Source organism: Roseovarius confluentis (assembly GCF_002917925.1).
GTDB classification, from domain to species: domain Bacteria; phylum Pseudomonadota; class Alphaproteobacteria; order Rhodobacterales; family Rhodobacteraceae; genus Roseovarius; species Roseovarius confluentis.
The window spans coordinates 139748-159919 of the sequence record NZ_PPFE01000007.1; the positions used below are offsets into that span (position 1 = coordinate 139748).

Genomic DNA, 20172 nt, shown 5'->3' on the forward strand with positions numbered 1-20172 from the left:
CGCGCGGCCCTAGCACTTTGCCCATGACAGATTTGCCCGACACCGTCTTCCAGTCCTTTTCCGAATCCGCCTCTCCCGAACAAGGCCCGCCGCGCCTGAAACTCCTGCGCGCGGAGCTGGAGCGTGACGGCGTCGATGGCTTCATGATCCCCCGCGCCGACGCGCACCAGGGCGAATACGTCGCCCCCGGCGACGAGCGGCTGGCCTGGCTCACCGGCTTCACCGGCTCTGCGGGCTTCTGCATCGTGCTGCGGGAGATCGCCGGCGTCTTCGTCGACGGCCGCTACCGCGGCCAGGTCCGCGCCCAGGTCGACACTGACCACTTCACCCCCGTCGACTGGCCAGCCACGCGCCCCGCAGGCTGGCTGAAAACCCACCTGCCTACGGGCGGCACCGTGGCCTATGACCCGTGGCTCTACACGCCCGAGCAGATCGCGGCGATCGAGGACGGCCTCAAGGACACGCGGATCACGCTGAAGGCCACCGACAACCTCGTCGACCGCACCTGGCCCGACCGTCCCGCCCCGCCCACGGGCGCCGTGCGCGTCTATCCCGACGATCTGGCGGGCAAATCCCACGCCGACAAGCGCCGCGAGCTTGCCGCAACCCTGCGCGAGGACGGCCATCGCGCCGCCATCCTCACCCTGCCCGATTCCATCGCGTGGCTTCTGAACATCCGCGGCGGCGACATCCCCCGCAACCCGATCCCGCACGCGTTCGCCATCCTGCACGACGACGCGAAAGTCGACCTCTACATCGACCCCGCCAAGCTCGATGACGCCGTGCGCACCCATCTGGGCGACGATGTCACCCTCGCAATGCCGCAGGATTTCACCCCGGCCATCAGCGCCCTTGCCGGGCCGGTCCGGCTCGACCGAGGCTCGGTGCCCCTGCGCATCGTGTCCCTGCTCGAAGAGGCCGGCACCGACATCGCCTATGCCGGCGACCCCTGCATCCTGCCCAAGGCCTGCAAGACCGATGCCGAGATCGCCGCCAGCACCGAGGCGCATCTGCGCGATGCCGCCGCCATGTGCGCCTTCCTTGCGTGGTTCGACGCCCAAGCCCCCGGCACGATCACCGAGATCGACGTGGTGAAAAAGCTAGAGGCCTGCCGCCGCGACACCGGCGCGCTGCTCGATATCTCCTTCGACACCATCGCCGGGTCCGGCCCGCACGGCGCCCTGCCGCATTACCGCGTCTCGGACTCGACCAACCGCACGCTTCAGGACGGCGACTTGCTCGTCCTCGACAGCGGCGGACAGTACCAGGACGGCACCACCGACATCACCCGTACCCTGCCCGTGGGCCAACCGGGCGACACGGAACGCGCCGCCTTCACCCGGGTCCTGCAAGGCATGATCGCCATGAGCCGCGCCCGCTGGCCCAAGGGTCTTGCGGGGCGCGACCTCGACGCCATCGCGCGCATGCCCCTCTGGCGCGCCGGGCAGGATTACGATCACGGCACCGGCCACGGCGTCGGCGTGCATCTGTGCGTCCACGAGGGCCCGCAGCGCCTGTCGCGCGCCTCGACCGAGCCTTTGCAACCCGGCATGATCCTCTCGAACGAGCCGGGATACTACCGCGAGGGCGCCTTCGGTATCCGCATCGAGAACCTCGTGGTGGTCACCCCCGCCCCCGCCCTGCCCGACGGCGACGACCGCAAAATGCTGCATTTCACGACACTCAATTACGTGCCCATCGACCGCCGCCTGATCGACGCGACCGCGCTCACCGGCGACGAACGCGACTGGCTGAACGACTACCACGCCACCTGCCGCGACCGGATCGGCCCGCGGCTCGACGATGCGACGCGCGACTGGCTGGACACGACGACCGCACCGCTCTGACACGATCCTGTCACACGGACGGGTCACAGAAGGGCATGTCAACGGGTTGACACCGGGCGGCGTCCCGGTGCCTATGACATTGCACGAGGGAAGGACAAGAAAAATGGCAAAGATCACGATCCACAAGGCAGACGGCACATGGACGGTCCGCGCAGGCGGCGCGGTACTGGTCGAAAGCAGGAACGCGCTGGTTCTGGCCGAGGAAGGCCTGAACGACGTGATCTATTTCCCGCGCGAAGACATCGCCATGGCGTTCCTCGACGAAAGCGATCACCGCACCACCTGCCCGCACAAGGGCGAGGCCAGCTACTTCTCGATCGTCACCAAGAGCAAGACCCTGGAAAACGCGGCCTGGAGCTATGAAGACCCCAAGTCCGACGTGGCCCGCATCAAGGACCACCTCGCCTTCTATTCCTCCGACGACGTCACCGTCGAAAAGGTCTGACGCGCCAGATTATTCGTACGAATAATCTCACCTGAAATTCTTCGTAGGAAGAATTTCAGGCCCCCGCCGCTGTACGACGCAGGCTGCGCCGGCGCGGAAACGGCACAAGCTTGCCGCTCTCTTCATCCCACAGCTTCAGCCGGAAACTGGCCAGCGCCTCGGGCCAGCGGATCTCGTCATGCACCCGCAACCCGTCGGGCAGGTTCTTCTGCGCCCGGCGCAGGTTATAGGACGGGATCTGCGGGTTGTAGTGATGCAGATCGTGGTAGGCGATGTTGCCCGTCCCGATATCCCACCAATGCCCCAAATCCAGGCTCGACGAGCCTTCCAGCGTCGCCTTGCGGAAATCCAGGTCCGGCTTGCGGTCCCAGTAGGTGTCCTCGAAATTGTGCTGCAAATAGACCAGGAACACGCCGATCACACCCGCCAGCACCGCACTTGCGCCCAGCACCACCAATCCCGGCACGCCCAAAAGCGCCCAGACAATGGCGACATAGGCCGCGACGGCGAAGTTATGCGCCACCACGCCCCACGGACCGACCCGCCGCGTGTTCGCCGGCCAGCGATAGGCAATGAAATAAGCATAGATCCCGCCCAGGCTCAGCATCACGACCGGGTTGCGATAGATCCGGTACCAGGTCCGCGTCGCCCGTCCTGCCGCGTTCCACTCCTGCAAGGTCATGGTGTAAACCTCGGTGGTCTCGCGATGCTCCAGGTTGCCGAGATAGGCATGATGCTGGTTGTGATTGAACTGCATCACCCGGTAAGGCGTCAGCGAAAACACCGACAGGACATGCCCCGCCACGTCATTCCACCGCCGGGTGGCAAACAGCGAATAATGCCCGCAATCATGCTGCAGCACGTAGAGCCGCACAGATGCGAAGGCGAGCACGACCACGCAAGGCAGCACCGCCCACCACGCGGGCCAGGCCCAGGCCCCCAGCCCAAGTGCCGCGAAGTAAACCGCGAATGTGGCGCCAAGGCTCAGCGCGCCCATGGCGTCGGACTTGCCGGTATAGTCTTTCAGATAATTGCGGATGGTCATGGTCCAGCGCCCCCACAGGCCGAAAACATCTTGAACGAACGCACGCAATGCTACCATTGACGTCTCTAATTTGGAACTATTTCAGTCGTTTGCAAGAACAACATGACAGCCGACACATCGTGTTCCCGAAATCGCCGAAAGGGCCCCTCATGCACAAGGTCAAGGCCGTCTTCGCACTCGTTGCCGCCATCCTCTTCGCGCTGTCCCCGGTCTACAGTTCCGGCTTCAACGGGTTCAGCGCCGGGCAATTCCCGATCCCGCAGGACAATCCCCCGGTACAGCCGGCGGGCTTTGCGTTCTCGATCTGGGGACTGATCTATATCTGGCTTCTGGCCGGAGCGCTGTTCGGGCTTCTCAACCGCTACGACGACCCAGCCTGGGACGCGATGCGCTGGCCCTATATCACCAGCCTCGTCATAGGGGCCGCGTGGATTCCGGTGGCCAATATCAATCCCGCCTGGGCAACCGTTCTCATCTGGATCATGTGGGCCAGCGCCGCTCTGGCTTTCCTGCGCATGGGGCGACGCGACCGGATCTGGCTGCGCACGCCGATCGCACTCTATACCGGCTGGCTGACGGCGGCGTCCTGCGTGGCGCTCGGCCTGCTGCTGGCAGGCTACGGCTATGTCTCGGAACAGACCGCGGCCATCGCCATGATCGTGCTGGCTCTCATCCTCGCGGCCGCCCTGCTGACGCTGCGCCCCGACACACCGGAATACGCCGCCGCTGTCATCTGGGCACTGGTCGGCATCGCTTTCGCCAATGCCGATCCCGTCAACTCGCCGGTGCTGGTCCTCTGCGGCGCGGGGGTCGTGGCCCTCGCGATCCTCGCCCTGCGCAAGCGGCCCGACCGCCTCAGCTAGACCCGCGCCCCTTGATGTGCTTGCGCAGCTTCGACGGACCGGCTTTCTTCTTCGCCTTGTACGGGTTCTTGTCCGATTGCGAACGCAGGGTCAGGCGAATGGGCGTGCCCGGCATGTCGAAATCGTCCCGCAACCCGTTGACAAGATAACGCGAATAGCTCGCCGGCATCTTGTCGGGATGGCTGCACATCACCACGAAACCCGGCGGCCGCGTCTTTGCCTGCGTCATGTAGCGCAGCTTGATCCGCCGCCCGCCCGGCGCGGGGGGCGGATGCGCCTCCAGCACCCCTGTCAGCCAGCGGTTGAGCCGCGCGGTGCTGACCCGCCGGTTCCACACGTCATAGGCTTTCTCGACGGCGCCGTGCAGCCGGTCCAGCCCCTTGCCCGTCTTGGCCGAAACCGTGACCAGCGGCGCGCCGCGCAGCTGCGGCAACAGCCGCTCGAACGCCTCGCGCAGGTCGCGCAGCTTGCCCTGCTTGTCGCCCTCGATGTCCCACTTGTTCACCGCGACCACAACCGCGCGCCCCTCGCGCTCGGCCAGGTCCGCGATGCGCAGGTCCTGCTGCTCGAACGGAATCGCCGCGTCCAGCAGCACCACCACGACCTCGGCAAACTTCACCGCCCGCAGGCCGTCGCTCACCGACAGTTTTTCCAGCTTCGCCTGCACCTTGGCCTTCTTGCGCATCCCCGCCGTGTCGAAGATCCGCACGGGCAGCCCGTCCCAGTCCATCTGGACCGAAATGGCATCGCGCGTGATCCCCGCCTCGGGTCCGGTCAACAGCCGGTCCTCGCCCAGGATCTTGTTGATCAGCGTGGACTTGCCCGCATTGGGCCGCCCCACCACGGCCACCTGCAGGGGCCGCGCCTTGGTGGGCTTGCGCACGCCCTCGGGGTCCGCCTCGCCGTCCTCGTCAACGGTCACGTCCACCTCCGGCGCCTCCGCCTCGGCCCGCTCGGCATAGCCGTCGGCCAGCGGCAACAGCGCCGTGTAAAGGTCGTGCATCCCCTCGCCATGTTCGGCCGACATGCGGATCGGCTCGCCGAGCCCCAGCGAATAGGCCTCCAGCACCCCGGCATCAGCAGCACTGCCCTCGGACTTGTTGGCGGCGACAAAGACGTGATCCGCCCGCTTGCGCAGGATCTCGGCGAACATCTCGTCAAGCGCCGTCACCCCGGCCCGCGCATCGATCAGGAACAGGCACACATCGGCCATGTCCACTGCCCGCTCGGTCAGCTTGCGCATCCGGCCCTCGAGGCTGTCGTCGGTTGCATCCTCCAGCCCCGCGGTGTCGATCACCGTGAAGCGCAGGTCGGCCAGCCGCGCATCGCCTTCCCGCAGGTCGCGCGTCACGCCCGGCTGGTCGTCGACCAGCGCCAGCCGCTTGCCCACAAGCCGGTTGAACAGCGTGGATTTGCCCACGTTGGGGCGGCCCACGATTGCCAGTGTGAAACTCATCTTGTCAGGCTCCGGATCGGATGAACCGCGCGGACCCTGCGTATCAGGGCCGCCACGAAAGCGCCCTGTTACACCATGTCCGGCTTAACGGAAAGCCATCAACTGGCCCTTGGACGACACGACATAAAGCGTGCCTCCGGCCACCACCGGGTTGGTCGTCGCCCCGCCCGGCATCTGCACCTGTCCCAGCGATGCGCCATTCGTGGGGTCATAGAACCGCATCAAACCGTCGCTTGACGCGATGATCAGGCGGCCCCCGGCAATGATCGGCCCGTAATGGGCAAAGATCCGCGCCTGTTTCCTAGGCTTCGACTTGGTGAAGAACGGCAACTTCACGTCCCACAGGCGGCGCCCGTCGGACTTGGCCAGCCGCAGCAGTTCGTTCCGATCAGACACCATGAAGATGGAATCACCCGCGGGCCACACCCGGTTCAGCGGCCCGTCGGCGGCGGTCCACAGACGCTCGCCATTGCCAAGGTTCAGCGCCACGGTGCGCCCGGTGTGATTGCCCGCGAATATCGTGTTGCCGTCGATCACCGGCTCGCCGGTCGTGTCCGCGATCTGGCCACTGGAATAGCCCTGCCGCCTACCCGCGATCTGGGTGGTCCAGCGCCGCAGCCCGCCTTTCAGGAACGCGCCCTGAACCTCGCCCGAACCAAAGCCGAAGACCACGTACTTGTCCGAGATCGCCGGCGACGGCGCGCCCAGCACGTTCTGGATGTCGGGTCGCGCCTCCAACTGCCAAGCGATGCGCCCGTCGGTGCGGTCCAGCGCCCAGGCCAGTTCGTCGCCCGCCACCACATAGACCAGGTCCCCCGCCACGGTGGGGCTGCCTGATCCGGTGGCGCGCAGGTTCTGTTGCCACTGCTCGGCGCCGGTCGAGGCGTCCAGCGCGGTCAGAAGGCCAAAGCCCGACGAGACGAAAAGCTGCCCGTTATCATAGGCCAGACCGCCGCCGCTGCCGTCGATGCTGTTGTCGTTCTCGGGCACCAGGTCACGGGTCCAGACCTGCTGACCCGCCGTGGTAAAGGCCGACACCTGCGCTCGTGCATCCAGCGTGTAAACCATGCCGCCGCCCACGACCGGATCGGCGGTAATGCGCGACTTGCGCCCGTCACCCTGGCCGATATTCGCCGTCCAGGCCAGCTGGGGCGTGCCGCGCAGGGCCGGGTGCGCCACGCGGGTGCGGGCGTTGGAAATGCTCTGGGTCCAGCTGGCGTTGCTGCGCGCCGCCGGAAGGGCAAGCCGCGGCACGCTGCCCGACACTGTCTGCGGGGCCAGGTCCGGTTCGCCCTGCTCGGTCTGCAGGATCTCGCTGACCTCCAGCCGTTCGCCGGTCAGGATGTTTTCCTTCTTGGCACAGGCCGCAACAAGGCACAGCGCACTCAGGCCAATCACTCCCGCTAACGTCTTCACCGCTGTCGCCCCCGTACTGTCCTCAGGCGTCGCCCCCTCAGGGGTGCCGCAAACCTTAGTTGCCGTCGGTCGTGCCGCCCGGCTCTTCTTCAATGTCACCGTCCAGCGCAACAATCAACTGCTCGGCGCGCCGACGCAAGCCCGCTGTGGCTTCCGCGCTTTCGTAAATACCCCGCAAACGCTCCAGCGCGGCGTCCCGGTCGCCCGTTTCCAGGTCGACCAGCGCCAGCTGCTCCTCGGCCAGCAAGCGCACGATTCCGCTGCTCGCGGCCATGCCCTCCAGCCGGCTGCGCTTATCCTCGGCGCTCAGGCCGGAGCCCGGCAGCGCCACCGCCTTCAGGGTCGCAATCTGGCGGTAAACCAGCGGGACCTCGGCGGAATCGGCCAGGCTCAACAGCTGTTCGGCCGTCTCGGGCGCCATCTCCGCACCGCCCTCGCCCGCCGCCAGCAGGCCGACAATCGCCCGCGCGCCGCCGGTCTCTGTCTGGATCGCGTCAAGCGCCGCATTGCGGGCCGCACGCTCTTCCTCGCCCAGCGCGGCGATGATCGCATCGCCCAGCGCCTGCGCCTCGGCGCGCTCCTGCGCCTTGCGCCACTCGTTATAGGCCGCGCCCCCCACCAACAGCAGCACCGCCAGGATGCCGATCCAGCCATAGCGCCTGAAATTGCGGTACAGACGGTCGCGGCGGACTTCCTCGGTCACCTCGTCGATGAAACTGTCAGACTGGCTCACTGCGCACTGCCCTTCTCCAAAAGTTCGCCCCTCTTACCGCGTCGTCCCGGCGCTGCCAAGGGGCGCGCGGATACATCCCCGCCACATCCCTCGGCCGTGCGCCACCCGGCGCATCACGGCGGGTTGAACAGTTCGCGCAAAAGGACTAATCTGAACCGGATAGTTCAGCGTATTACACCACAAAGATGCATGGCCTCCCAGGTCACGTCCCTGTAAACTAAATTAGACAACGTCCGGAAAGCCTTTTCATGCGACTTTTCCCCATCCTCGCCGCCATCCTCGTCAGCGCGGCAATCTATGCCCTCGTGATGGAGCGTGACCGCATGTCCGCCCTGCTCGCCCCGGTCGAGGACTCCCAGCCGGCTCCGGCGGTCGCGCAAGAGACCGAAGCGGGCGACCGTCTGACCGAAACCGGGCAAGAACGCGACGGCACCGTCGGCGTCGTGGCCCTGAAATCCACCGCCCGCACCATCGACAGCGCCGTCACAGTAAGGGGCCAGACCGAGGCCGACCGCCAGGTCGAGCTGCGCGCCGAAACCGCCGGACAGATCGTCTCGGACCCGATCCGCAAGGGCGCCTTCGTCGAACAGGGCCAAACCCTCTGCCAATTGGACCCCGGCACGCGCGAGGCCAACCTGGCCGAGGCGCTGGCCCGCCTGGCCGAGGCCAAGTCACGGATCCCCGAGGCCGAGGCCGCCGTGCCCGAGGCCGAGGCCCGCATCCAGGAGAGCCGCGCCCGCCTGGTCGAGGCCCGCGCCGTGCTCAACGAGGCCGAGATCAATGCCAACGCCGCTGAAACACTCTCGACCGACGGCTTCGCCTCGCAGACCCGCGTCGCGCAAACCCGCGCCGCCGTCGAAGGCGCCAAGGCCCAGATCACCAGCGCCGAGGCCGCGCTCAAGGCCGCCCAATCGGGCGAGGAAACCGCCGCCGCGGGCATCGAGGCGGCACGCTCGGGCGTACAAAGCGCCGAGGCCGCCGTGGCCTCGGCCCGCAAGGATATCGACCGGCTGACCATCAAGGCGCCCTTCTCGGGCCTGCTGGAATCGGATACAGCCGAGCTTGGCAGCTTCCTTCAGGCCGGCACGCTCTGCGCCACGGTAATCCAGCTCGATCCGATCATGCTGGTGGGCTTCATCCCCGAAACCGAGATCGCCAAGGTCTCCCTCGGCGCGCCCGCCACCGCGCGGCTCGCCTCTGGCGGCACCGTCGAAGGCGAGGTCACCTTCATCTCCCGCGCCGCCGATCCCACCACCCGCACCTTCCGCGTCGACATCCGCGTCCCGAACGAGGATCTCGCCCTGCGCGACGGCCAGACCGCCGAGATCAACATCGACTCCGAAGGGCTGCAAGCGCATCTTCTGCCGCAATCCGCCCTCACGCTCGACGATGACGGCGCGCTCGGGGTCCGCATCGTGACCCCCGACAAGACGGCACAGTTCAAGCCCGTGACCCTGCTGCGCGACAGCCCCACGGGCGTTTTCGTCACCGGCCTCGCCGACACCGAGAACGTCATCATCATCGGTCAGGAATTCGTGGCCGACGGCGTGCCCGTCGAACCCACCTACAGGGAGACGATCCAATGACGGGCATCGTCGACTGGGCCTCGCAACGCGCCCGGATGGTGATCGCCTTCATCATCCTGTCGATCGTCGCAGGCACCACCGCCTATATCTCCCTGCCCAAGGAAGGCGAGCCGGATATCGAGATCCCGGCGCTCTTCGTGTCGGTGAACTTCCCCGGCATCTCGGCCGAGGATTCCGAGAAACTGCTCGTCAAGCCCATGGAAACAGAGCTTTCCGATCTTGATGGCTTGAAGGAAATGACCGGCACGGCGGGCGAAAACTATGCCGGCGTGGCGCTGGAGTTCGAGTTCGGCTGGGACAAGTCCCAGATCATGGCCGACGTGCGCGACGCCATGAACGCCGCCGAGGCCGACTTTCCCGAAGGCGCCGAGCAGTACACGATCAACGAGATCAACTTCTCCGAGTTTCCCATCATCATCGTGTCGCTTTCCGGCCCCGTGCCCGAACGCACTCTGGCCCGCATCGCCAAGGACCTGCAGGACCGGCTCGAAGGGCTGGAACCCGTGCTCGAGGCCGGCATCGCCGGCAACCGCGACGAGATGGTCGAGGTGGTCATCGACCCTCTGCGGCTCGAGGCCTACAACGTCACCGCCAACGAGCTGCTGACCGTCGTCCAGAACAACAACCAGCTGATCGCGGCGGGCGAGGTCGACAGCGCGCAGGGCGCCTTCTCGGTCAAGATCCCCTCGTCCTTCGACGACACCGGCGACATCTACGACCTGCCGATCAAGACCAATGGGGACCGCGTGGTCACGCTGGGGGATCTGGCCCGCATCAACCTCACCTTCGAGGACCGCGTCGGCACCGCGCGCTTCAACGGCGAGACGGCGATCGCCCTGCAGGTGGTCAAGCGCAAGGGCTTCAACATCATCGACACGGCCGCGCTGGTGCGCGAGGTCGTGGCCGAGGCCGAGAACAACTGGCCGTCCGAACTTCAGGTCGCGGTACAGGTCGACAGCTCCAACGACCAATCCCGCATCATCGCCTCGATGGTCTCGCAACTCGAAGGCTCGGTGCTGACCGCCATCGCGCTGGTGATGATCGTCACGCTGGCGGCCTTGGGCATCCGCCCCGCCCTGCTGGTGGGCTTCGCCATCCCCACCTCGTTCCTGCTGTGCTTCGCGCTCTTGGCCGTGATGGGCGTGCCGGTCTCGAACATCGTCATGTTCGGCCTGATCCTCGCCGTGGGGATGCTGGTGGACGGCGCCATCGTGGTGGTCGAATACGCCGACAAGCAGATCGCCGAGGGCGAAGGCCCGATGCACGCCTACGTGGCCGCCGCCAAGCGCATGTTCTGGCCGGTGGTCAGTTCCACCGCCACCACGCTCTGCGCCTTCCTGCCGATGCTCTTCTGGCCCGGCGTGCCGGGACAGTTCATGATGATGCTGCCCGTCACGCTCATCTTCGTGCTGTCGGCCTCGCTGCTGGTGGCGCTCGTCTACCTGCCCGTCATGGGCGGCGTCACGGGCCGCATCGAGCGCTGGTTCACCCAGCGGATCGAATCCATCGCCACCACCCGCTGGTACCTGCATATCGCACTGGCCGTGCTGGCGGTCGGCGGTCTGCTGCTGGCCGGGCAGGCCATACCGCCGCTGGCCGTCCAGGCCGGCGCGCGGTTTGCGGGCATGGACGGCGGCGATATCCTCGGCTCGGTCATCCCGTCGCTGCTCACCGCCTTCGGCCTCGGGCTCGGCATGGTCATCGCGGGCGGCGTGGCCCTCGCCGGCGCGCTGACCGCGCTTCTGTGCGTGCTGGCGCTCTTCCGCCGCCTGTCGCTCCTGTGGGACAGCCTCGACACCTGGCAGGCGCGCAAGCTGCCCTTCCCGGTGGCCCGTGGCCTGATCTTCGCGGCTGCGGCCATCGGCGTCGCATGGGGCTTGGGGCTGGACTGGGCCGCCGCCATCGTCCTCGCGCTCATCGTCTTCGCCGCCATCGCGATCCGGCAATACACCCGCCTGCACCGCGCCCAGCGGATCGACGCAGGCTATCGCCGCTCGCCCTTCGGGTGGATCATCCATTCCATCGCCGCCAACCCGATCATGCCGCTTGTGGCCTTCTGCGCCATCTTCGTCTTCGTCGGCTCGGTGCTGATGTATTACGTCAACAACAACAACGGCACCGAGTTCTTCGTGGAATCAGAGCCCGAGAACGCCATCGTCTATGTCCGCGCCCGCGGCAACCTCTCGATCGGGCAGAAAGACGCCCTGGTCCGCGAGGCCGAAGAGGTCGTGTTGCAACATCCCAACGTGCTCAGCGCCTTCTCCTTTGCCGGCGATGGCGGGCTCAACAACAACACCGGTGGCGCGCAGCCCCCACTCGACACGATCGGCCAGGTCCAGTTCGAGCTGGTCAAGTGGGAGGACCGCCCGACCACTTACGAGACGTGGTTCACCATCCCTTTCCTCGACTACGATGTGCAGCGCCGCGTCAACGACCCCACGGCCGGCGGCGAACGCACCATCGACCAGCTGACCGCGCAGCTGGAACAGATCCCCGGCATGAAGGTCGAGATCCTGTCGCTGGAACAGGGCCCCGCCTCGGCCAAGCCCGTGCACCTGCGCCTCAAGGGCGACAACTGGGAAGAGCTTCAGGCTTTCACCGCCCGTGCCCGCGAAAAATTCGAAGAGACCCGCGGGCTCGAACTGATCGAGGATACGCTCCCCCTGCCCGGCATCGACTGGCAGATCGACGTCGACGTGGAAAAGGCCGGCCGCTTCGGCGCGGACGTCGCCACCGTGGGCGCGATGGTCCAGCTGGTGACGCGCGGCATCCTGCTCGACACCATGCGCGTGCCCTCCTCGGACGAGGAAATCGACATCCGCGTCCGCCTGCCCGCCGAGGACCGCGTGCTGTCCACCCTCGACACGCTCAAGGTCCGCACCAATGACGGTCTCGTGCCGCTGTCGAACTTCATCACCCGCCGGCCTGTGCCGAAACTGGCCCAGATCGACCGCGTCGACCAGACCCGCTATTTCGACGTCAAGGCCGCCGTGGTGGACGGCCTGACCGTGACGACGACCGGCGAGAACGGCGAGGAAACGCAAGTCCCCCTCACCGCCAACGAGCGGATTGCAACCCTGACCGAATGGCTGGACTCATCGGACATTCCGCGCAGCATATCGTATGAATGGACTGGCGACGCCGAGGACCAGGAAGAATCCGGCGCCTTCCTGCAACAGGCCTTTCTCGGGGCGCTCGGGCTGATGTTCATCATCCTGCTGGCGCAGTTCAACTCGGTCTACAACGCCGTCCTCGTGCTGCTGGCGGTGATCCTGTCCACCACCGGCGTCCTCATCGGGATGCTGGTAATGAACCAGCCGTTTTCGATCATCATGACCGGCACCGGCATCGTGGCGCTCGCGGGCATCGTGGTGAACAACAACATCGTGCTGATCGACACCTACCAGGAATATTCCCGCTACATGCCGCGGATCGAGGCAATCACGCGCACGGCCGAGGCGCGCATCCGCCCCGTCCTGCTGACCACCATCACCACGATGGCGGGCCTTGCACCGATGATGTTCGGCCTCAGCCTCGATTTCTTCGGCGGCGGCTACACCTTCAACAGTCCCACCGCGCTGTGGTGGAAGCAACTCGCCACCGCGGTCGTCTTCGGCCTCGGCATCGCCACCGTTCTGACGCTCGTCTTTACGCCCTCCATGCTGGCGCTGCGCATCTGGGCCACGACCTATGTCCTCTGGGGGGCGCAGCTTCTGGCCAAGCTGTCCTTCGGCCGCACCAGCCGCGCCGCCCACGACTGGGCACTGTCGCGTCAGGCCGGCCGCGTCCGCGCGCCCGAGATCATCTGGACCGAAACCATCCCCGACAGCGCCCACGAGGATGACGACACCCCGCCCACAGAAAAATCCCTCCGCGCCGCCGAGTAGGCCCGCGTAGGGTCGGTGATACCCCACGCGCCCCGCGTCCCTCGTGCCCGGCGCTCACGCGTCGCCGTCCGGCGCCAGGTCGAGTGTCACGACCCATTGTCTGTCCCCGGTCTTGCCGTGAAAGACCACATTCGTGCCAACCTGCAGCCCCGGCCAAAGCTCGGGAAAATCGGCCTCACGCGCCCGGACCAGGGGATTGCCGGCCTTCGCGCACCAGATATGCGCGACACTTCCATCGTCTGAAAAATACAGAATTGTCCCGTGGTACATGTCGCCTCTTGCTTTGCGCGTCGTTGGCGTCGGTCTTTCGCACCAAAACCAGAAGAAACTTGTAAACAGGAGCCAAGAAGCCTCGCTCTAACGCAGTCCCCCAACCACGTGAAGAGCAAATTAGCCGCGTGAAGCGACGTATCAATAAGACAAAGTCAACGCTTTGAGAAAAATGGAAAAATTTCCAAGATAGCGCAGGTGCGCCCCAAGGTTTTGAAACCTTGGACCGGCCGTTTCAGCGTTAGCGCCGTGTCTCACCGGCCCGGTAGCAACGCCGGGCCAATCCCCCCGAACCATGGTTTATCAACTCCAAGGGGTCATAACCGGCCTCAGGCCGCCCGCTCCCGCTCGCTGGCCTGCCGCGCCCACAGGCCAGCATAGCGCCCCTCCCGCGCCAGCAGATCGGCATGGGTGCCTTCCTCGACGATCCGCCCGTCTTCAAGAACCACGATCCGGTCCGCATCGGCCACCGTCGACAAACGGTGCGCGATGGTGATCACCGTGCGGCCCTCGCCCGCCCGGCGCAGCGCATCCTGGATCTCGCGCTCGGTCTCGGTGTCCAGCGCAGACGTGGCCTCGTCCAGCAGCAGGATCGGCGGGTCCTTCAACAGCGTACGCGCGATACCCACGCGCTGCTTCTCGCCACCCGACAGTTTCAGCCCGCGCTCCCCCACCTGCGTGTCATACCCCTTGTGCAAGCCCTCGATAAACTCGTGGATCTGCGCCGCCTTCGCCGCCGCCTCGATCTCGCCTTGAGTGGCTCCGTCGCGGCCATAGCCGATGTTGTACCCGATCGTGTCGTTGAAAAGCACCGTGTCCTGCGGCACCACGCCGATGGCCGCGTGCAGGCTCTCCTGCGTCACACCGCGCACGTCCTGCCCGTCGATTTCCAGCGCCCCGCCGCTCACGTCGTAGAACCGGAACAGCAGCCGCCCGATGGTGGACTTGCCCGACCCCGACGGGCCCACCAGCGCCACGGTCTCGCCCGCCGCCACGGTCAGCGAAATACCGTGCAGGATCGGTCGCTCGGGGTCATACCCAAAGGAAACGTCCCGAAACCGCACCGACCCACCTTCAATTTCCAGACCTTTTGCATCCTTATCGTCGGTCACATCCGGGTTTTTCTCTAGCAAATCGAACATTTCCGCCATATCGACCAGGCTCTGGCGAATCTCGCGGTACACGGTGCCCAGAAAGTTCAGCGGCATGGTGATCTGTATCATGTAGGCGTTGACCATCACGAAATCGCCCACCGTCAACGCGCCGCTCTGCACGCCCATTGCTGCCATCACCATCACCGCCACCAGCCCGCCGGTGATCAAAAAGCTTTGCCCGACATTCAGAAAGGCCAGCGAATACGATGTCTGCAGCGCCGCCGTCTCGTAGCCTTCCATCGCCCGGTCATACCGCGCCGCCTCGCGCCCTTCGGCGCCGAAATATTTCACCGTCTCGAAATTCAGCAGGCTGTCGATCGCCTTCTGGTTGGCGTCGGTGTCCTGCTCGTTCATCCGGCGGCGCAGCTTCACCCGCCATTCCGTCACCTTGAACGTGAACACCGTGTAGGCCGCGATCACCCCCACCACCACGGCAAGGTACGAGAAATCGAACAGCGTCCACAGCACCACGCCGATCATCAGAAGTTCCAGGATCAGCGGCCCGACGGAAAAGAGCAGAAAGCGCAGCAGGAACTCCACGCTTTTCACGCCCCGCTCGATGATCCGACTCAGCCCCCCGGTCTTGCGCGTCATGTGAAAGCGCATCGACATGTGGTGAATGTGCTGAAACGTCTCCAGCGCCAGCCGTCGCAGACCCCGCTGCGCCACGGGCGCAAAGATCGCGTCGCGCAACTGCTGGAAGCCGACGTTCATCAGCCGCGCCATGCCATAGGCCACTGTCAGCCCGATCGCGCCCGCGCCCAGCATCCACGCCGCCTCCTGGCCTTCCCCGGCCAGCTGATCCACCGCCGCCTTGTAGAAAAACGGCGTCCCCACGGCCACGACCTTGGCCAGCACCAGCGCGATCATCGCCAGCACCACCTTGCGCTTGGCCCAGGTCTGTCCCTCCGGCCACAGGTATGGCGCCACCCGCCGGATCACTTGCAGGCCGTTTTCCGGCATTTCCGTCGCTGTCGTGGGTCTGCGCCGCATCTGATCTCCTTCATCCCTCCGGTGACATAGGCCAAGCCCGCCGCCAAGGCCAGACGCACCACCGCACAGTTGTGTCGCAGTTTTCCGGGTTTGCTTTGGAACCAATCCCGCCCTGCCAGAGTTACCCGCGTAAGAGCAGGCAACGGGCCTGACTAACAGGAGAAAGACATGCGTTTCATCGCAGCACTTACCGCCCTTTTCGCCCTCGCCGCATGCGAGACGACCGAAGGGTTCGGGCGCGACCTGTCCAACCTCGGTAACGATATCGAGGAAGAGGCCGAAGAAAACGATTGAGCCCTCTTTCGAGCGGCGGCGTGATCCCCCGATCCAACATTGATCACGGCGCTTGCCAAGGAAAGTTACAAGGCCCCGGCGCATCCCGCGTCGGGGTTTTCCTTTGCCCGGGCTATTCCGCCACCACCTGGTCGGGGATGGAAAACACCTGCCCCGGGTAAATCAGGTCGGGGTCGCGGATCCGGTCGCGATTGGCCTCGAAAATGCGCACATACTCGATCCCCTCGCCGTAATTGCGCCGCGAAATCCCCCACAGCGTATAGCCCGGCTGCACCGTCACCGCCTGCACCAGCTTGCCCGCCTGGGTGGCCTCGGCCAGCAGCGTCTCGTCCTCGCGCTTGAAGGGCGTCTCGACCCGGCTGGTGACATTGCCCTCCGCATCCACCTCGTCGATCCGCAGGGTATAGACGCCGGTATCCACCTCCGGCAGGTCCGTGCCCCAGCTTCCATCCGCCTCGATCCGCGAGGTCGTGACCGGCTTGTTGTCCAGGTAGACGCGCACGAACCCGTCGCTGGTGCCCCGGCCCGACAATTCCACTTTGCCGCTGTCCGAATAGCTGATCGCGTCCAGCGCCACGATAGACATCACCTCCGGGCTGGCGTCTCCCGGCGCGGGCTGGATCACCCGCACGCCGTCCGCGTCGGACATCAGCACCGCCGCCCCCGGGGCGGGATCGCGGCTTTCGTCCGCGTCAGTGCCGGCGCGGACAGGGCTGTTGACGGACTGCGCGCCGTTGGCGGTGTCGTCGCCCTGCCCGGTTCCGTCCTGCCCGGTCCCGGCCTCGCCCGCCGTCGCGGTCGTCGCCGTGTCATCGCCTTCGCTCCCGGTGGCCCCCGCTCGCTCAGCTCCAGTCTCGCCCGTCGTCGCCGTCTCATCGCCTTCGGTCGCGGTGGCAGACCTGGTTCCTGCCCCAGCTGCACTGTCCGCCGCCGTCTCGGGCACCGTCCCGGACTGCACCGCATCGGTGCCGTCCCCGGCCTCGCTCTCCGGTGCCGCCTCCGGCGTCCCACCGTCACCTTCGGGTGCTGCCGGATCCGACAACATCGCCGTCTCGAGTCCGGGCGCCGTCTCCTCCGACGCGGCCTCCGCCACTGTCGCTGCCGGCTGAACGGTCTCGTCCGACTCCGTTGCCTGCGTCGTCGCGGTATCGGTCGGACCGGCGGGCTGCCCCTCTTCGTCGAGGCTCACGTCTTCCGCACCACCCGACGCCGGCGCCTCCAGCGCCGCGACCGTGTCCCCCGACGTCGGCTCGGGCGCCGCCGCGTCCGGCTGCTTTGCCGCGCGCAGCGGTGCGATGATGATTTGCCCTTCGCTTTCAACGTCTTCGCCGGTCTCGGGCGAACGCATGCTCAGCGACAGAACACGCGGCTCCTCGCTCGGATCAACCGTCACGAACTCCACGAACTCGCCGTTGCCCTCGGGCACGAAACTGCGCAGCACATCGCGGTCCAGCCGGATCGAGGTCTCCCAGCCCGGCTCGGCCCGCCCGGCCACCAGCATCTGGCCATCCGGGTCCAGCCGAAAGGTGTTGACCTTCGGCGGCCCCGGCATCTCGGGTGCGGGTTCAGTGGGTTGGGTCTCGGCCTTTTCCGTGACCGCTTCGCTTTCTGCGTCGCCAGCGTCGGTCGTCACCTGTTCCGCCTCAGTCTCCGGCGCGGCCTCTGCGGTCTCGCCGCTCTGGCCGTCGGGCTGCGCCTCGGGCGCGCTCAGGCCCGCCGGCTGCGGCGCATCCTCGTCCGGGCCGAACATCCCGGCCGCGATCAACCCACCCACGACGACCGCCGCTCCGACCGCCCCGGCGATCCAGATCCCTTGCCCCCCTGTCATGCCAGACAGCTTGCTCATGTACATTTCCCCCAACCGCGCGACAGCTCTGCGGTTGCGAGAGTTTAGCAACACGGGCTAGAACGGTCAAAACAAGCCCCTTCAGCCTTTGGTGATTTCATGTCCAAGCGTTCCGTCTGTGTCTTTTGTGGCTCACGCAAGGGACGCAGCTCGGCCTACGAGGCCGCCGCCACGGACCTCGGCACCGCACTTGCGAACCATGATATGCGGCTGGTCTACGGCGCGGGCGACGTGGGCCTGATGGGCGCCGTGGCGCGCGCGGCCCAGGCGGCGGGGGGCGAAACCTTCGGCGTCATCCCCGATCACTTGGTGAAATGGGAAGTCGGCAAGACCGACCTCACCCGCTATATCGTCACCGAGACCATGCACGAGCGCAAGAAAGTCATGTTCATGAACTGCGACGCGGTGGTGGTCCTGCCGGGCGGCGCAGGGTCATTGGACGAGTATTTCGAGGTTCTCACCTGGCGCCAGATCGGCCTGCATGAAAAGCCGGTTTTTCTACTGAATACAGAAAGCTACTGGACAAAGCTCATCCAACTTATCGACCATGTCATCGACGAGGGTTTCGCCGACGCCTCCCTGCGCGACTACACGAACGTCGTCGACACGGTTCAGGACCTGATGAACGGCCTCGGCGCGACGGGCCGGTAACGCCAGCGCGCCAGGCTGTAAAGCGCCAGTGCGGCCCAGATCATGGCAAAGGCAATCATGTGCCAGCCTGTGAAAGGCTCGGCGAATATCACGACCGCCACGGCGAATTGCAGGCTGGGATTGAGGTAGGACAGCACGCCCACGCTCGCCAGGTCGATGCGCCGCGCGCCATAGCTGAACAGGATCAGCGGCGTCGCCGTCATCGGCCCCGCCAGCATCAGTGTCAGCGCCAGCGGCAATGACCCGCCCATCACCGCCCCGCTCTGTGCTGCCGACCACGCCAGCCATGCCAGCGCCGGGGCCACCAGCAACAGCGACTCCGCCGTGACTGACACCACCGGCCCCATGTCCAGCCGCTTCTTCACCGCGCCATAGGCCCCGAAGCTCAGCGCGATGCCCAACGAGATCCACGGCGCCACGCCAAGCCCGGCCGTCAGCACGATCACCGCCAGCGCCGCCAGAAGCACCGCCAGCGTCTCGCCCCGGCCCAGCCGTTCGCCAAAGAACATCAGCCCGAACAGCACCACGACCAGCGGGAAGATGTAATAACCCAGCGAGGCCTCCAGCGCCTGGTCCGATTTGATGGCCCAGACGAACAGCATCCAGTTGAACCCGATCAGCAGCGACGCCGCCGCCAGCACACGCAGAGTGCGCCCCGAACGCAACGCCCGAAACGGCACCGCCACCCGGCCCTGCGCGCTCAGGATCAACAAGAAGAAAACCGCGCCCCAGATCGTGCGATGCGCCAGCACGTCCAGCACCGGCAACCCGGCCAGCAACTTGTAGAACAAGCCCGACAGCCCCCAGATCATGCAGGCCAGGATGATGGCGGCGACGCCCTTGGCGGTTTCGGTCATGCGGGATGGCTCCGACGAGAAAACCCCCGGCCGTCTGGCCGGGGGCTAAAATCAGGATACTTCATTTGTCGCCCGCGCTTTACATGCGGCTTGCGACGTTTTCCCAATTGACGAGGTTGTCGAGGAAGTTCGCCAGGTAATCGGGGCGCTTGTTGCGGAAGTCGATGTAGTAGGAATGCTCCCACACATCACAGCCCAGCAGCGCGGTCTGATTGAAGCACACGGGGTTCACGCCGTTCTCGGTCTTGGTGACCTTCAGGCTGCCGTCGGTGTCCTTGACCAGCCACGCCCAGCCCGAGCCGAACTGACCGCCACCGGCGGCCTTGAACTCGTCCTTGAACTTGTCGACCGAGCCAAAGCTGTCGTTGATCGCCTTCTCAAGCTCACCCGGCATCTTGCTGTCGTTCGGGGTCATCATTTCCCAGAACTGGTTGTGATTCCACAGCTGGCTGATGTTGTTGAAGATGCCCGACTGCGCCACGGCCTTGGGATCATAGGTGCCCTTGATGATCTCTTCCATGGACTTGCCGTCCCACTCGGTTCCCTCGATCGCCTTGTTGCCGTTGTTGACATAGGCGTTGTGGTGAATGTCGTGGTGGTATTCCAGCGTCTCCTTCGACATGCCTTTGCCGGCAAGCGCGTCATGTGCGTAAGGAAGGTCGGGAAGTTCAAAAGCCATTTCGGGCCCCCTTTTCTTTGAGGTGATATTTCGCGACTACATGGTAGCGTTAGGGGATCAACGTCAAGGCTGTTGTTTTGTTCCTGCCCTGCGGATGGGCTGTGCGTCGGCGCAGAAATGCACACGCCGCGCACGTGCCAGACCGCAGAA

The 20172-nt window shown here is 65.8% G+C and carries 16 protein-coding genes; 7 read left to right on the plus strand and 9 right to left on the minus strand.

What is annotated here, in order from left to right:
* Positions 1 to 23: 23 nt before the first annotated feature.
* Together C2I35_RS15830 and C2I35_RS15835 are read left to right on the plus strand one after the other, a co-directional pair.
* On the plus strand, positions 24 to 1847 hold the full coding sequence (locus tag C2I35_RS15830; RefSeq protein WP_103764024.1) for an aminopeptidase P family protein: 1824 nt from the start codon (positions 24 to 26) through the stop codon (positions 1845 to 1847).
* A gap of 103 nt (positions 1848 to 1950) precedes the next feature.
* Entirely contained in the window at positions 1951 to 2292 is a 342-nt protein-coding gene (locus tag C2I35_RS15835; RefSeq protein ID WP_103764025.1) for a DUF427 domain-containing protein, read from the plus strand.
* 55 nt (positions 2293 to 2347) lie between these two features.
* Here C2I35_RS15835 and C2I35_RS15840 read toward each other — a convergent pair whose 3' ends face one another.
* A complete protein-coding gene (locus C2I35_RS15840) occupies positions 2348 to 3337 on the minus strand; it encodes a fatty acid desaturase (protein WP_103764026.1) in 990 nt (329 codons plus the stop codon).
* Between the two features lie 149 nt (positions 3338 to 3486).
* Between C2I35_RS15840 and C2I35_RS15845 the strand changes: the two genes are divergently transcribed.
* Positions 3487 to 4200, plus strand: a complete 714-nt coding sequence (locus C2I35_RS15845; protein ID WP_103764027.1) for a TspO-related membrane protein — start codon at positions 3487 to 3489, stop codon at positions 4198 to 4200.
* On the opposite strand, the gene der is transcribed toward C2I35_RS15845, so the two are convergent.
* The 3 genes from der to C2I35_RS15860 all read right to left on the minus strand — a co-directional run bounded on the left by der (position 4193) and on the right by C2I35_RS15860 (position 7805).
* Entirely contained in the window at positions 4193 to 5656 is a 1464-nt protein-coding gene (gene der, locus C2I35_RS15850) for a ribosome biogenesis GTPase Der (protein ID WP_103764028.1), read from the minus strand. The genes C2I35_RS15845 and der overlap by 8 nt on opposite strands.
* Positions 5657 to 5740: 84 nt before the next feature.
* Positions 5741 to 7072: a PQQ-like beta-propeller repeat protein gene (locus tag C2I35_RS15855; protein ID WP_245890513.1), complete on the minus strand. Its 1332-nt coding sequence runs from the start codon at positions 7070 to 7072 to the stop codon at positions 5741 to 5743.
* A 55-nt stretch (positions 7073 to 7127) separates the two neighbouring features.
* Positions 7128 to 7805, minus strand: a complete 678-nt coding sequence (locus C2I35_RS15860; protein ID WP_103764029.1) for a hypothetical protein — start codon at positions 7803 to 7805, stop codon at positions 7128 to 7130.
* Positions 7806 to 8053: 248 nt separating this feature from the next.
* Here C2I35_RS15860 and C2I35_RS15865 point away from each other — a divergent pair, with 248 nt between their 5' ends.
* Positions 8054 to 9391, plus strand: coding sequence for an efflux RND transporter periplasmic adaptor subunit (locus C2I35_RS15865; protein ID WP_103764030.1), 1338 nt, complete (start codon positions 8054 to 8056; stop codon positions 9389 to 9391).
* Entirely contained in the window at positions 9388 to 13278 is a 3891-nt protein-coding gene (locus tag C2I35_RS15870) for an efflux RND transporter permease subunit (protein WP_103764031.1), read from the plus strand. Before C2I35_RS15865 ends, C2I35_RS15870 begins: the two co-directional genes overlap by 4 nt.
* A gap of 54 nt (positions 13279 to 13332) precedes the next feature.
* On the opposite strand, the gene C2I35_RS15875 is transcribed toward C2I35_RS15870, so the two are convergent.
* Both C2I35_RS15875 and C2I35_RS15880 read right to left on the minus strand, forming a co-directional pair.
* On the minus strand, positions 13333 to 13548 hold the full coding sequence (locus C2I35_RS15875) for a hypothetical protein (protein ID WP_103764032.1): 216 nt from the start codon (positions 13546 to 13548) through the stop codon (positions 13333 to 13335).
* Between the two features lie 329 nt (positions 13549 to 13877).
* Positions 13878 to 15695 (minus strand): ABCB family ABC transporter ATP-binding protein/permease, encoded by a 1818-nt coding sequence (locus C2I35_RS15880; RefSeq protein WP_103764033.1) that lies wholly within the window; start codon positions 15693 to 15695, stop codon positions 13878 to 13880.
* Between the two features lie 168 nt (positions 15696 to 15863).
* Between C2I35_RS15880 and C2I35_RS15885 the strand changes: the two genes are divergently transcribed.
* Positions 15864 to 15989, plus strand: coding sequence for an entericidin A/B family lipoprotein (locus tag C2I35_RS15885; RefSeq protein ID WP_103764034.1), 126 nt, complete (start codon positions 15864 to 15866; stop codon positions 15987 to 15989).
* A 112-nt stretch (positions 15990 to 16101) separates the two neighbouring features.
* Here C2I35_RS15885 and C2I35_RS22490 read toward each other — a convergent pair whose 3' ends face one another.
* A complete protein-coding gene (locus C2I35_RS22490) occupies positions 16102 to 17835 on the minus strand; it encodes a LysM peptidoglycan-binding domain-containing protein (protein WP_245890514.1) in 1734 nt (577 codons plus the stop codon).
* A gap of 99 nt (positions 17836 to 17934) precedes the next feature.
* Between C2I35_RS22490 and C2I35_RS15895 the strand changes: the two genes are divergently transcribed.
* Positions 17935 to 18486: an LOG family protein gene (locus C2I35_RS15895; RefSeq protein WP_103764035.1), complete on the plus strand. Its 552-nt coding sequence runs from the start codon at positions 17935 to 17937 to the stop codon at positions 18484 to 18486.
* Here C2I35_RS15895 and rarD read toward each other — a convergent pair.
* Together rarD and C2I35_RS15905 are read right to left on the minus strand one after the other, a co-directional pair.
* Positions 18447 to 19343 carry an EamA family transporter RarD gene (gene rarD, locus C2I35_RS15900; protein WP_103764036.1) on the minus strand — a complete coding sequence of 299 codons (897 nt, stop codon included), beginning with the start codon at positions 19341 to 19343 and terminating at the stop codon, positions 18447 to 18449. The genes C2I35_RS15895 and rarD overlap by 40 nt on opposite strands.
* Positions 19344 to 19422: 79 nt before the next feature.
* Positions 19423 to 20022, minus strand: coding sequence for a superoxide dismutase (locus tag C2I35_RS15905; RefSeq protein ID WP_103764037.1), 600 nt, complete (start codon positions 20020 to 20022; stop codon positions 19423 to 19425).
* Positions 20023 to 20172: the final 150 nt, after the last annotated feature.

Bases quoted from the DNA above. Each gene is read 5' to 3' on its own strand.
- C2I35_RS15830 (WP_103764024.1), top strand. From the start codon at position 24: ATGACAGATTTGCCCGACACCGTCTTCCAGTCCTTTTCCGAATCCGCC.
- C2I35_RS15835 (WP_103764025.1), top strand. From the start codon at position 1,951: ATGGCAAAGATCACGATCCACAAGGCAGACGGCACATGGACGGTCCGC.
- C2I35_RS15840 (WP_103764026.1), bottom strand. From the start codon at position 3,337: ATGACCATCCGCAATTATCTGAAAGACTATACCGGCAAGTCCGACGCC.
- C2I35_RS15845 (WP_103764027.1), top strand. From the start codon at position 3,487: ATGCACAAGGTCAAGGCCGTCTTCGCACTCGTTGCCGCCATCCTCTTC.
- der (WP_103764028.1), bottom strand. From the start codon at position 5,656: ATGAGTTTCACACTGGCAATCGTGGGCCGCCCCAACGTGGGCAAATCC.
- C2I35_RS15865 (WP_103764030.1), top strand. From the start codon at position 8,054: ATGCGACTTTTCCCCATCCTCGCCGCCATCCTCGTCAGCGCGGCAATC.
- C2I35_RS15870 (WP_103764031.1), top strand. From the start codon at position 9,388: ATGACGGGCATCGTCGACTGGGCCTCGCAACGCGCCCGGATGGTGATC.
- C2I35_RS15875 (WP_103764032.1), bottom strand. From the start codon at position 13,548: ATGTACCACGGGACAATTCTGTATTTTTCAGACGATGGAAGTGTCGCG.
- C2I35_RS15880 (WP_103764033.1), bottom strand. From the start codon at position 15,695: ATGCGGCGCAGACCCACGACAGCGACGGAAATGCCGGAAAACGGCCTG.
- C2I35_RS15885 (WP_103764034.1), top strand. From the start codon at position 15,864: ATGCGTTTCATCGCAGCACTTACCGCCCTTTTCGCCCTCGCCGCATGC.
- C2I35_RS22490 (WP_245890514.1), bottom strand. From the start codon at position 17,835: ATGAGCAAGCTGTCTGGCATGACAGGGGGGCAAGGGATCTGGATCGCC.
- C2I35_RS15895 (WP_103764035.1), top strand. From the start codon at position 17,935: ATGTCCAAGCGTTCCGTCTGTGTCTTTTGTGGCTCACGCAAGGGACGC.
- rarD (WP_103764036.1), bottom strand. From the start codon at position 19,343: ATGACCGAAACCGCCAAGGGCGTCGCCGCCATCATCCTGGCCTGCATG.
- C2I35_RS15905 (WP_103764037.1), bottom strand. From the start codon at position 20,022: ATGGCTTTTGAACTTCCCGACCTTCCTTACGCACATGACGCGCTTGCC.